The 12052-nt window shown below is 38.9% G+C and carries 10 protein-coding genes and 1 tRNA gene; 7 read left to right on the top strand and 4 right to left on the bottom strand.

Features of this window, described 5'->3' with window-relative positions:
• Positions 1-3 precede the first annotated feature (3 nt).
• Entirely contained in the window at positions 4-1473 is a 1470-nt protein-coding gene (locus tag PseudUWO311_RS03945; RefSeq protein ID WP_142653774.1) for a tetratricopeptide repeat protein, read from the top strand.
• Here PseudUWO311_RS03945 and PseudUWO311_RS03940 read toward each other — a convergent pair.
• Positions 1451-2644 carry an MFS transporter gene (locus PseudUWO311_RS03940; RefSeq protein WP_142653773.1) on the bottom strand — a complete coding sequence of 398 codons (1194 nt, stop codon included), beginning with the start codon at positions 2642-2644 and terminating at the stop codon, positions 1451-1453. The genes PseudUWO311_RS03945 and PseudUWO311_RS03940 overlap by 23 nt on opposite strands.
• A gap of 120 nt (positions 2645-2764) precedes the next feature.
• Between PseudUWO311_RS03940 and PseudUWO311_RS03935 the strand changes: the two genes are divergently transcribed.
• Positions 2765-2851, top strand: a tRNA-Ser gene (locus tag PseudUWO311_RS03935).
• 228 nt (positions 2852-3079) lie between these two features.
• Positions 3080-4123, top strand: a complete 1044-nt coding sequence (locus PseudUWO311_RS03930; protein WP_142653772.1) for a YheT family hydrolase — start codon at positions 3080-3082, stop codon at positions 4121-4123.
• Positions 4124-4175: 52 nt separating this feature from the next.
• Here the strand turns inward: PseudUWO311_RS03930 and PseudUWO311_RS03925 are convergent, their stop codons facing one another.
• Positions 4176-5543 carry a hypothetical protein gene (locus tag PseudUWO311_RS03925; protein WP_142653771.1) on the bottom strand — a complete coding sequence of 456 codons (1368 nt, stop codon included), beginning with the start codon at positions 5541-5543 and terminating at the stop codon, positions 4176-4178.
• Positions 5544-6583: 1040 nt separating this feature from the next.
• Here PseudUWO311_RS03925 and PseudUWO311_RS03920 point away from each other — a divergent pair.
• Positions 6584-7207, top strand: a complete 624-nt coding sequence (locus PseudUWO311_RS03920) for a ribonuclease H-like domain-containing protein (RefSeq protein ID WP_142653770.1) — start codon at positions 6584-6586, stop codon at positions 7205-7207.
• Between the two features lie 258 nt (positions 7208-7465).
• On the top strand, positions 7466-8797 hold the full coding sequence (gene guaD, locus PseudUWO311_RS03915; RefSeq protein ID WP_142653769.1) for a guanine deaminase: 1332 nt from the start codon (positions 7466-7468) through the stop codon (positions 8795-8797).
• A 74-nt stretch (positions 8798-8871) separates the two neighbouring features.
• On the opposite strand, the gene asnS is transcribed toward guaD, so the two are convergent.
• Both asnS and PseudUWO311_RS03905 read right to left on the bottom strand, forming a co-directional pair.
• A complete protein-coding gene (gene asnS, locus PseudUWO311_RS03910) occupies positions 8872-10272 on the bottom strand; it encodes an asparagine--tRNA ligase (RefSeq protein ID WP_142653768.1) in 1401 nt (466 codons plus the stop codon).
• 268 nt (positions 10273-10540) lie between these two features.
• Positions 10541-10750: a hypothetical protein gene (locus PseudUWO311_RS03905; RefSeq protein WP_103667564.1), complete on the bottom strand. Its 210-nt coding sequence runs from the start codon at positions 10748-10750 to the stop codon at positions 10541-10543.
• A gap of 286 nt (positions 10751-11036) precedes the next feature.
• On the opposite strand from PseudUWO311_RS03905, the gene pgl reads away from it, so the two are divergent.
• Together pgl and PseudUWO311_RS03895 are read left to right on the top strand one after the other, a co-directional pair.
• Positions 11037-11747, top strand: a complete 711-nt coding sequence (gene pgl, locus PseudUWO311_RS03900) for a 6-phosphogluconolactonase (protein ID WP_142653767.1) — start codon at positions 11037-11039, stop codon at positions 11745-11747.
• 48 nt (positions 11748-11795) lie between these two features.
• On the top strand, positions 11796-12047 hold the full coding sequence (locus PseudUWO311_RS03895; RefSeq protein WP_142653766.1) for a DUF3493 domain-containing protein: 252 nt from the start codon (positions 11796-11798) through the stop codon (positions 12045-12047).
• Positions 12048-12052 lie beyond the last annotated feature (5 nt).

The raw sequence follows: 12052 nt of genomic DNA, 5'->3' as shown, positions 1-12052 counted from the left end.
GAAATGGCTAATTTAACCGCAGGAAAAAGACTATTTACCGCATTAGAGATCGATTTGGATACAGTGCCAATCGAGTATCTAGACGATTATATTGCGATCGAATATTTCCTCACGAGTGAAGATGAACCACCTGCTGATGCAAGTAATCTAGAGAAAATAGATCCATATTTACAAGTCTTTAATCATCTACGCGAAGCCTCAGCATGGCAACAAGCAGGTCAAGTCTTATCATTTAGACTCGAAGATAATGATAGGGAACTCCATGAAAAATTAAGGCTCTGGGGCTATTACCGCGATCAGATCGAACTCTACCAAAGCCTTTTGGGTAAGGTTAACTCTGAGCAAGATCTAGTGTGCTTAAGTGGTTTGGGCTGGGCTTTCTATTATCTCAGTGATTCGGCTAAGTCCCTTGACTACTTCCAACAGCAATTGGATCTTGCTCGTCAAATCAACAATCGCCAAGCTGAAGCACAAGCATTGAATGGCTTGGGCGCTTTAAAATTGCTTCAGTTCAAACATTTAGAGGCAATCGCATGTTACCAGCAGCAGCTAGAAATTACTCTTGAAATCGATGACCAATTGCAAGAAGGTTATGCCAATCAATATCTTGGGTTTACTTTTGTCGATCTAGGTTTCACAAATGGCAGTAATTCCAATAGACAAACAGGATTACAGTACTTAGAAAAATCTCTGAATATCGCTCAAAAATTTGGTGACCACGAACTAGAATGCCTATCTCTTAATAGTATTGCCTATATTTGCACTCAGAGAGGGCAGCACGAGCGATCTGCGGAATATCTTGAGCAAACGCTAGATGTCTGTAGCAATTCTAGTGATCAGCATGGTAGATATGTTGCCCTACAAAATTTAGGGCTGTGTTATATGATGCTTAAAAACCATGACAAAGCTTTAGAGTGTATTCAAGAAGCTTTAGAAATTGCTCGTGAGATTGGTGATCGGATTGCTGAAGGCAAAGCATTAGCCAGCATTGGTTCATTTTACTATCTCGTCGCTAAGCAATATCAAAATGCTATTTTCTATTTTGAGAAAGCATTAAATATTTTGAGAAAACTAGATGTTAAACAAGACATAGTTATATGTGCGATTAATCTATCTATTTGTCATACTTATATAAAACAGACTAAGGAATCTAATTTATGTCTTGAAATAGCTGAATCGATTGCCAAAGAGCTAGATTGTATAGAAACAAAAGGAATAGTGACAATGGCATTAGCAAATGCTTACTGGAATCGAGATCGAATCTGGGACAAGCTATTCGGGCTATTTTTAGCAGCAAAAGGCTTGATGATGATCCCTCCTTGGCGAAGTGCGAATGGGCGACTAGCACTTCAAGAGACTACCTCAATCTTAACTAAATCTGCACAAGATTTACTGATGAAAGCATTCAAAAACATGAGAAACCTCTTTAATCTCGAAACTGTCAAGGAATTTATTGCAAACGATCGCGGATAATTTTCCTGTTCACAAATGGAATCAGAAACCAGCCCAGAATTCCATAAAAAGCCGCCCCGATCGCTAACAATAGAAAAGCGAAACCTTGATCGTAGAGCCAGCCGCCAATAATCGCCCCAAACGTAGCAGCAAGATTTACAACAGAAACAAAGCAAGCATAAAATGTACCTTCAATCATCTCTGGACAAGAACGAACGAAAACTTCTGAAAGACTGAGGAAGGCGATAATAGCAGCACAATTACTAAAGACTTGAACAAGAATGGCACTATTTTTGTCAAAAATAAAAGCGATCGCAAGAGCCGAAAGTACACTAGCAAACACAGACAGTTTGAGAAGCGTGTTCTGATGAAACTGGCGAAACCAAATACCAAAAGTGATCGCACCTAATCCCACCCCTAGAAAGCTAAATGCACCCAAAATGCCAAAAAAGTCTTCAGAAAATTTCAGTACATCGCGTTGGTAATACAACAGCGGTGGTAGTGGCATAGTCCCAAGCAAAAATACAAAACCAGCGATCGCTAAGAAACTCGGCGATCGCAATGCCGCCCAAAGCGAATGTAAGCTTTGACGCATAGAAATTGTCCCAGACTTCACTTTGGTCTCTGGCATCCAAATCAGTACAGCGACGATTCCTGCTAGAGGCAAAACAGCGCTAACTAAAAACGCGAAAGAGAGATTTTGATGTTGAGCAATTTGTCCGCCCAGATAAGAAGTGATTACACCACCTAGCCCCAGCCCCGCCCACTGTAAAGACTGTAGTTGTCCTGTTTTGCCGATTGGCTTGCCAACTTCAATCATAAATTTGTCAGCAAGTACATCCGAAAAAGCGATACAGGTAGATATCAACAATGCACCTACGGTTAGTACAGGGAGTGAATAAGATTTTAGGGTAGCTAAAAACAAGAAAAATCCAGTTGCCAAACCATAGCAGATCACAAAGTAGCCTTTAAATTTGTAGCCAAATAAGACAAAACTATCTGCGATCGCGCCAAAAATAGGTTTAATCATCCAAGGTAAAAAGGCGATCGCCACAAAATGAGCAGACTCACTTGCTGACAAACCAATGGTTTCTTTTAGATATATCGACAGAGCCAGCGAAGAAATCCCTGGATTGCTGACATAGGTTTGAATGAAGTAAAAAAGTATGGTCAAGACAAAAATTTGCGGCATTACGCTAATTAACCAAAGATTTGCGATCACAAGTCTTGCATATGTGTCATGTTTTGGTATGATTAAAATCCGCGCGATTGAGCAAACAACTTTAACAGAGTTTTTTGTCACGTTAAGCGAGGAGAGATGGCCGAGTGGTTGAAGGCGCAGCACTGGAAATGCTGTTTAGGGGTAACTTTAACGAGGGTTCGAATCCCTCTCTCTCCGTAGTAATAGAATAGGCTCCTGCTAAATGCGGGAGCCTATTTATTTTTGAAGCAATGCTTCATGATTAGGGTTAAAAATAGCAACAGATATAGTAGTAATACCAAAACACAAAGTAGCGCAGCCATTTTGTGTTTTTAAAACCCTTACAGGGTTTGGTTTTTAATTCACAGAAGTGTTGTCACACTTTTGTGAATTGGTATAAAGAAATGCAAATAGGAAATTTTTCGTATGTTCTACACTCCGCCTTGGCATCTAAAAAATGGATTGCTAATGACTCTTTATACGGCTCTGCGGATCAGTAAAAAGTGGGAAAATTTCACGGTAGAACCAGAACCCATCTATCAAGAGCATATATTTATTGGTGCACAGGGAGTTCCCATCTTTGGGAAATATGCAATTCCTCAAAATGCTAAGGGCACAATAGTTGGAACCTATGGAATTACAGGTGATTTAGATAATCAATGGTTTCTGAAAATTTTGGGTCGCAAAGCTTTTGCCAAAGGATACGCAATAGTTTTATTTGATTGGCGAGCGCATGGCAAAACTGCCGAGCTTTCGCCAGCACTGACCTCCGATGGACTATATGAAGGTGAAGATTTTATTCGTATCGCCAATACGGCTAAACAACTAGGCTGTCCAGCACCCTTTTGGCTAATGGGTTATTCCCTCGGAGGGCAATTGGCTTTATGGGGAATTAAGGCGGGAGAATCGATCGCTGAATGGGGAAGTGATCTCGAAATTACATCCACTGATATTGCGGGTGGGGCGGTAATCTGTCCTAGTGTTGACTCCAATCGCTCGCTTACTTATTTGGTCAAAGATGAACTGGGGCGATTTCTCGAAAAGGCGATCGCACGTGAATTAAAAAAGCTCGGACGTGGCATGGCGAAAATGCATCCTGAAGCAATCGATCGCGAGGCAGTGGAGAGAGCAAATAGCATTTGGGGATTTGATAATGAATTAACGATCGCCAAATTAGGATTTGACTCCGTAGAGGAATATTACGATGCAAGTTGTCCGTTATATTTCATGCCGCATTTGCAAAAGCCAACCTTTATTCTCTATGCGGCGGATGACCCGATGTTTGACCCATCGATCATTCCCGATTTAGAAAAAATCGCTGAAGATAATCCTGCTATTAAACTTATGGTTACAGAACATGGTGGTCATGTCGGCTATGTCAGTAGTAAAACATGCCAGCACCAATATGGCGATCGCGATCGATGGTGGGCATGGAACCGTATTTTTGAATGGATAGAATCCTTAGCGTAAAACCAATAAAGGTCTCTCTCCCAGCTACGCTGGGAGAGAGACCTTTATTGGTTTAAAAATTTAAAGTTTCGGTTATATTGTCTTGATCAACTGGTTTCTTACCTCTATCTACGATCCTCTTTAATTGGGAAAAAACACGATAGTTATCTAAATTAATATCAGTTAAATCATTCTCAATATTTTTCATTTTAACCAAGCTATAGTCCGTATCCTCATCAAAAATTGCTAGTGTCACATTTAATACATCAAGAAAATTAATGAATGCTTGACATTCAGTTTCTTCATAGACACTATAAAACTTGATTAATTCAGCAATATAGCCTTCTAAATAAAAGCGAATATGCGGCTGAATTAGCACAATTTTTAGCAATAAAATTATGGGATTGAGGAAATTATCATATTCTAGTGACAATTGTAAAAATTCAGATGGCTGACGACGTTCACTTAATAATAGATACTGTAAAACTCGATTGCAAGTTACTAACAATAAGCTAAGAGTCATTAACTCATTATCACGATGTTCTTGGAAATGTTTTAATTTCTGTACAACCGTCAAACGAAATACTTCAGATATTTCTAAGTCATCTTGTGATATACCTAAATATGCGAGTAATCTGGACTTAAATTCTACGAAAGTTATATTTTGCGAATGCTCGTAAAGACTTCTAGCTGCTTTTCGATAGTTATCATTACCCTGCTTATTCAGCACTCTCTTAATTAAAAGTAAAACGCCATCCCCTAAATTAGTTGGATTTTGACGTTGAGGATTTGCACCTGATTTTGAATCAAGACGAGCGGTATACATAGCAAGATCAAACTTAAATTGTTTTTTGATCTTGCGAGATAAGTTCTCTGCATATTGGCGTTGTTCTAGTGGTTTTCTTGAATCAGCATATTCAGATATCAATAGATAAGAAGAGAAGCGCTCACTCCAGTTATGATAGATTTTGCGAACTCCAGGTCTACCTGACAGCGATCGCAAAGTACTATATTCGTCAGATTGAGCAAAGCTTTGTAACCACTGCCTTAGCTTTTTTAATTTGTAAATTCTCGTAGGAATGCCAATTGAATCTGCTAAAAAAAGATCAACTAATTTTTGACAAGCACTAATATTTCCGTTGATTGCCCAATTATTATTAAGAATATAGCAACAGCGTAGAAGAGTATACTTAAACTCACCTTCTTTATTGTGAAATATGATTTCACCTAAGGCATAATAAGCGCTAATATTATCAATTTCTTCATACTTAATAAATAGTTTTTCAAATTGATTTAAAATTACTTCAGAGTCATAACGCTTGATAATTTCTAAAAAGAAATTATAGATATGATGCTGAGCTTTTTCAATGCTACCCGCAGTTATATCGGTAACTTGTTCAGAAAATCGGTTTGATTGATGTTGATTGTAAAACTGTGCCATATCAATATTTTCTTGAACAAAAGCAAAAAATCTTAAATTTCAAAATTGACTAAATAATAGGTAACCATAGTTAAAATCCAGATCTAGAACCTTTGCCTCCTGCGTAGCAGGCAGCAAAGGTTCTGTAGTTCTATATTTAATTGTGCCTACTTACTACTCAACAAAAAAATTATTCTAAGTATGACTTCTGTAAACAACTTATTGTTACTTAGAAGTTTTTCTAGCCAAGTAGAGTGTTAATTTGGTTAAAAAGGTCAACTGTCCAAGTAGTTACGGAAGTCTACAAACAGACTTACCAGATACAAGAACAGACAATCCTTTGCAGAGCTTTTAACTATATGCAAAGTTTTTAGCGATGTCTACATAAATATTTAACGAATCTCATATGGGTATGAGATGTTTGTTTCCCAGATACTGAGCTGCCTAAAAACCTTATTGATTCAGTGTTGCTTGTATTAGACTCTGATTAGCACTGTTTTAAACAATAAGAGTTTTTACTCAATATTATTGGTCTGAGACAGATTTTATTATATAAGCTTTGTAAAATAGAGTCATGATACTAAACGCTTATTTTAAGAATTGCTCGCTAAATTCATTTATAGAAATAATCTAAAAATCAAAATATGCATGAAGACTGCTTATTCTTGCTTTAAAGTCATAATTTGTCAATTCTACAAATAGCGTATTTAAAAAGTTCTGCATCTTGCTAAATCTAGATTTGTAGGATTAGCATCTTTAGATTTATGCCATCTCTAAAAAAGATCACTGATTTGGTCAGTATTACCTAATGAAATTATGCTCGGCAGTAAGTCTGATTATCTTGATTAAATTTTATAGGCAGCTGACTTGAAATATAACAATTTTAATTCATCTATGGGATTAAATGGTTCGTGAGACTATGCCCCAAGAAGGAATAGTCTCACGAACTATCTAGCGTTGCTATATCAAAAACAACTTTTATAATGAGAATTACTGAATTTTGTTTTGCAAAAGCTGTATAAATGCTAGAGACAATTTAAGAATCTAACCCAAAAACTAAGATGCCAGCTTTTAAAATCTTTGATAACGATATCGATTTTGAGACTCTTCAAGAATATCTTGGCTGTGAAGCGATCGCTGTTGATACTGAAACCATGGGGCTGATCCCCAGACGCGATCGCCTTTGCCTAATCCAAATTTGTAATGATGATGAAACCGTAAGCTTAGTCCGAATTGCTCAGGGAATTAAAGAAGCCCCCAATCTCAAATATTTGTTTGAATCGTCTAACGTTACTAAAGTTTTTCACTTTGCAAGGTTTGATGTAGCAATGCTGGAAGCGCATCTCAGCATTGCCACTCATCCAATCTTTTGTACTAAAATCGCTAGCAAGCTCGCGAGAACATACACAGATAAACATGGCTTAAAGGAACTGGTACGCGAACTTGAAAAAATTGAATTAGATAAAACTTCACAATCTTCAGACTGGGGGAATGTCAAAGTTCTTTCAGAAGCTCAGCTACATTACGCAGCTAATGATGTGCGCTATCTATTAGCTGTTTATCGCAAGTTGATTGATATGCTGATTCGAGAGAATCGCTACGACTTGGCAAAGGCGTGTTTTGCACATATTCCCACGCTTGTGTATTTAGATTTACTAGGGTATGCAGATGTTTTTGCCCATTAGTAAAAATTTAGACTGATATTACTCACGCTTCCGAGTGAGAATTGGTGGTGCGGGGCAAAGCCCCGCACCACCAATTCTCACTCGGAAATGTTTATTTATTAAGTGAGCAAGGAATAGTTCTACCGCACCTCTAAATTTTGAATATTTATTGTACTTTTTGCGACTACGATAAAGGACAAAAAAAGCGAAAAATAGGTTTATCTTGTTAAACAAAGCTTTTTTTAACTTATTCATTGACTTGTTCCAATTTTCTAAACTATGCAAAATCAAACGATAAAAGGGTTCCGAGCCAGTTTTCTAGATACGATCGCCGATCCATTTTATGCTCCAGAAGCTGATTGTATTCGCTACTTCCCCGATGGGTTGCTGATAGTTGAAAATGGCAAAGTTAAAGACATAGGTAGTTATGAAGAGTTATACACTAAATATGCAGATATTCCGATCGCAGATTATCGTGAGCACTTGATTGTCTCAGGATTTATCGATACTCATATCCACTTTCCACAAACAGAGATGATTGCTTCCTATGGTGAGCAATTATTAGAATGGCTGAGTACCTATACATTCCCGATAGAACGGAAGTTTGCTGATCGCAATTATGCTTTAGAGATTGCTTCTATCTTTCTTGATGAATTATTACGAAATGGAACTACGACTGCTCTAGTTTTTACGACAGTATTTCCGCAATCGACAGATGCTTTTTTTGAAGAGTCCCAGCGCCGCAATTTGCGAATGATTGCTGGCAAGGTGATGATGGATCGGAATGCTCCTGAATTTTTGCGCGATACAGCAACATCTTCCTATGCAGAAACTAAGCAATTAATCGAGAAATGGCATAAATGCGATCGTCTACTTTACGCTGTCACACCAAGGTTTGCTCTGACATCGACACCTGAACAACTAACTAATATCAAAAAACTTTTAGTGGAGTTCCCTGATGTTTATTTACATACGCATCTTTCAGAAAATGTTAAAGAAGTAGAAGCAGTTATAGCAGATTTTCCTAAAAGCACTGGTTACCTAGATGTTTATGATCAAGCTGGGTTAGTTGGTGAGAGATCAATCTTTGCCCATGGAGTTCAGCTTACAGATCAGGAATTTGCGAGGCTATCAGAAGCGAAATCCGCGATCGCCTTTTGTCCAACATCTAATCTGTTTTTGGGTAGTGGACTCTTTAAAATAGAAAAGGCAAAATCTTTAGAAACCCCAGTAAAAGTGGGATTGGGAACTGATGTGGGCGCTGGAACCAGTTTCTCGATGTTACGCACCGCTAGCGCAGCCTATCAAGTCGCGCAGTTGCGATCGCAAAAACTTTCAGCCTTTCAAGCATTATTTTTGGCTACTTTGGGCGGGGCAAGAGCCTTATGTCTTGAGGATAAATTAGGCAATTTTGAAGTTGGGAAGGAAGCTGATTTTGTCGTGTTAAATTTACGCTCAACGCCAATTATGGCTTTAAGAAATCAGTCATTTGATTCAGCTAATCTACCTACACTTGCCGAAATTTCCGATCAGCTATTTGCCACAATCATCATGGGTGATGATCGTGCGATCGCCGCAACTTATATCATGGGCGAAAAAGCAGAATTTTAGAAACCCTAAAAGCAAAAGCAAAGGGAGGCGCTTCGCGCCTCCCTTTGCTTTTGCTTTTAGGGTTTTATGTAGAGCTAAAAATCTGCACTTTGAGGGAAACGGGGAAATGGAATGACATCGCGAATGTTACCCATGCCTGTGATGAACTGGACTAAACGCTCAAAACCAAGTCCAAAACCAGCATGAGGGACAGTACCATAACGACGTAAATCTAAATACCACCAATAGTCTTCAGGATTTAGACCAACACTGCGAATTCTAGCTTCCAATACATCAAGACGCTCTTCTCTTTGTGAGCCACCAATAATTTCACCCACTCCTGGGGCAAGAATATCCATAGCTCTTACAGTCTGGCGATCACTTGTAGTATCTTCATTCACGCGCATATAAAAAGCTTTGATGCCAAGAGGATAATCCATAACGATCACTGGCTTCTGGAAATGCTCTTCAGCTAAAAATCTTTCATGCTCTGATTGTAGATCTAATCCCCATGACACGGGAAACTCAAAGGTTTTGCTACACTTTTCGAGAATGGCAATTGCTTCTGTATAGGTAATTCGCTCAAATTGTTCTTCGACAATTTTGCGAGCATTGGTCATCACTTGAGCATTTACCCGTTCTTGGAAAAACTCCATATCTTCGGGACAGGTTTCCAAAACATAATTAAAAATATATTTAAGAAAATCTTCGGCTAGATCAGCATCACCCTCAAGATCGCAAAAGGCAACTTCTGGCTCAATCATCCAAAACTCAGCAAGGTGGCGCGAAGTATTTGAGTTTTCCGCTCGAAAAGTAGGACCAAAAGTATAGACATTAGAAAAGGCACTCGCCATAATTTCTGCTTCTAGCTGACCACTCACGGTCAAAAATGCTGGCTTCCCAAAAAAGTCTTGCGAAAAATCTATGGGTTTACCCGCTGCCGCAACTTTATTTAAGTCTAAAGTGGTGACACCAAACATTTCGCCTGCACCTTCACAATCACTAGCTGTGACAATCGGCGTGTGTACCCACAAAAAACCACGTTCTTGAAAAAACTTATGAATTGCAAAAGCACAGGCATTTCGCACTCGAAACACAGCCCCAAACATATTCGTGCGAGGACGCAGATGGGCGATCGTACGCAGAAATTCAATGGAGTGGCGTTTTTTCTGCAAAGGATAGGTTTCAGGATCTGCAAGACCAAAAACCGCGATCGCTGTCGCTTGCATTTCTACCCTTTGTCCTTTGCCCATAGACTCGACTAGAGTCCCAGACACCTCAATCGATGTACCTGTAGTGATCTGCTTAACTAGAGTTTCGTAGTCATCAATTGTCTGTGGTAAAACGATTTGTAATCCCTGTAGCGACGATCCATCATTAATTTCTAAGAAGGATATCCCCTTGCCTTCGCGCTTTGTCCGTACCCAACCACGAACAATATATGAGTCATTAGTTTGACCGCTACGCAATAGGTCAATAATTCTTGGAGATACCATATGCTAGAAATAATCGCTAGAAATATCTATGAATAGTTGGCAGAGCTATGAAATCAGCAATCATATAGCTCAGGCAAGTATCCTAACATTTTGGAGCATAGGATCGTCAAAAACCTTGTTTCCCCCTCTAGAAAAATCCCCCAAATATTTATGGTTTTGCCTCTTCAATGATCAGGTCATAATCCGTGAAAATTGATAAAGCATAGTCAAAATCTAAATAAAATATTAAAATTTAAACCAAATTTAAAGAGTCCAACCGTCGAGCAGCCTAGTTCTGATATGCCATTTCCCGAATTAAGGGCAAGCGATTACTAATGTAATTGCTGAGGTCATTTTGTTGGTGGGAGTCGAGTGAAGAGCGCTGCTGGACTTGATCAACCAACCAACTCATCAGGCCATCATCATCAAGATTTAAGAGTAGATTTGGCTGTGCTTGACTGACTGAGTCCCAGAAGAGGCGTATGATAGCAGGTGTCATGACGATTTACCTTAACCTTAATATTGTTCTAACATTTTATAGGTTAGTACATTTGCTCGTTAGTATTGTTAAAAATCACACAAAATGAAATAAATGACACCTCTCTCAGGATTGATTCATCAAAACCAATTTTGAGGATTTCAGCCATATAGGGTCTGAAATCCTCAAAATTGGTTTCATAATTGCTGCAATTGATTGATATTGTTCAAACCGATATTTATAAAAAAATATACAAAACGCATCATTAGTTCATTCTCATTATTCATTCGCAACAGAGGTATTTTTTATGGCTAGACAGGTAGAAATTTGGAACGATCGCGCTGAAATCACCTCAAGAGCGCTGTTATTGTGCCAGCTTGCCTATGATGAAGCGATCGCTAAAAGTCAAAGATTTACTATTGTCGCCGCAGGTGGTAGCACACCTCGCGTCTTGTATGAACTTTTAGCAAATAAAGAATGGGACTGGTCAAAGGTACATGTTTTCTGGGGAGATGAGCGCTATGTACCTGTTAGCGATCCTCAAAGTAATGAAGGTATGACTCGTACCGCATGGCTTGATCGCGTAGCAATTCCTGCGTCAAATATTCATGCAGTCCCCACTGATGCTAATGATCCTGCGATCGCGGCGGCAAAATACGAGCAGCATATTCAAGAATTTTTCGGTGTGAGTACGGGAGAAATTCCTCAATTTGATTTGATGTTGCTAGGAATGGGTGATGATGGGCATACAGCTTCGTTATTTCCACATACTAAGGCACTCAAAGTTATTGATCGTCTTGTAACCGTCGGCGAAAAAGATGGACAACCTCGGATCACGATGACCGTGCCTTTGATTAATCAGTCTAAAGAGATTATTTTCATGATCGAAGGAGCTGCGAAAGCAAAAGCTTTAACTGCGGTGTTAGCGCCCAAAGGCGATATCAATCAATATCCATCACGATTGATCACAGGGAATACGATCTGGCTATGCGATCGCACGGCGATGAAATCAAAATAATATAAAGGTGATCGCTTCGCGATCACCTTTATAAATAACAATAAAATCGTGTCTAAACTAAATCCTGAACAATACGAGCGTCTTAGGCGTGAAGCCAAATCCCCATATCGTGGTCTCCGCCTATTTATCTATATGACCCTTGCAGGCTCAGGATTTATTGGTGCGGTTGTTTTTTTTGCAAGATTAATTGCTGGAAATGGTGACCTAGAGTCAAATTTGGGAAACTTTGCCTTGCAGATTGGGGTTTTAGCTTTAATGCTATGGCTATATCGAATTGATCGGAGCAAAAAATCAAAGTAAGTACC

The sequence above is a fragment of the Pseudanabaena sp. UWO311 genome (assembly GCF_006937785.1).
Taxonomy (GTDB): domain Bacteria; phylum Cyanobacteriota; class Cyanobacteriia; order Pseudanabaenales; family Pseudanabaenaceae; genus Pseudanabaena.
The sequence above is the reverse complement of the archived record's forward strand: the minus strand, read 5'-3'. Positions and strand labels throughout refer to the sequence as shown.

Excerpts from the sequence above, each read along its gene's own strand:
- PseudUWO311_RS03945 (WP_142653774.1), top strand. The coding sequence starts at position 4 with ATGGCTAATTTAACCGCAGGAAAAAGACTATTTACCGCATTAGAGATC.
- PseudUWO311_RS03940 (WP_142653773.1), bottom strand. The coding sequence starts at position 2,644 with ATGCCGCAAATTTTTGTCTTGACCATACTTTTTTACTTCATTCAAACC.
- PseudUWO311_RS03930 (WP_142653772.1), top strand. The coding sequence starts at position 3,080 with ATGTTCTACACTCCGCCTTGGCATCTAAAAAATGGATTGCTAATGACT.
- PseudUWO311_RS03925 (WP_142653771.1), bottom strand. The coding sequence starts at position 5,543 with ATGGCACAGTTTTACAATCAACATCAATCAAACCGATTTTCTGAACAA.
- PseudUWO311_RS03920 (WP_142653770.1), top strand. The coding sequence starts at position 6,584 with ATGCCAGCTTTTAAAATCTTTGATAACGATATCGATTTTGAGACTCTT.
- guaD (WP_142653769.1), top strand. The coding sequence starts at position 7,466 with ATGCAAAATCAAACGATAAAAGGGTTCCGAGCCAGTTTTCTAGATACG.
- asnS (WP_142653768.1), bottom strand. The coding sequence starts at position 10,272 with ATGGTATCTCCAAGAATTATTGACCTATTGCGTAGCGGTCAAACTAAT.
- PseudUWO311_RS03905 (WP_103667564.1), bottom strand. The coding sequence starts at position 10,750 with ATGACACCTGCTATCATACGCCTCTTCTGGGACTCAGTCAGTCAAGCA.
- pgl (WP_142653767.1), top strand. The coding sequence starts at position 11,037 with ATGGCTAGACAGGTAGAAATTTGGAACGATCGCGCTGAAATCACCTCA.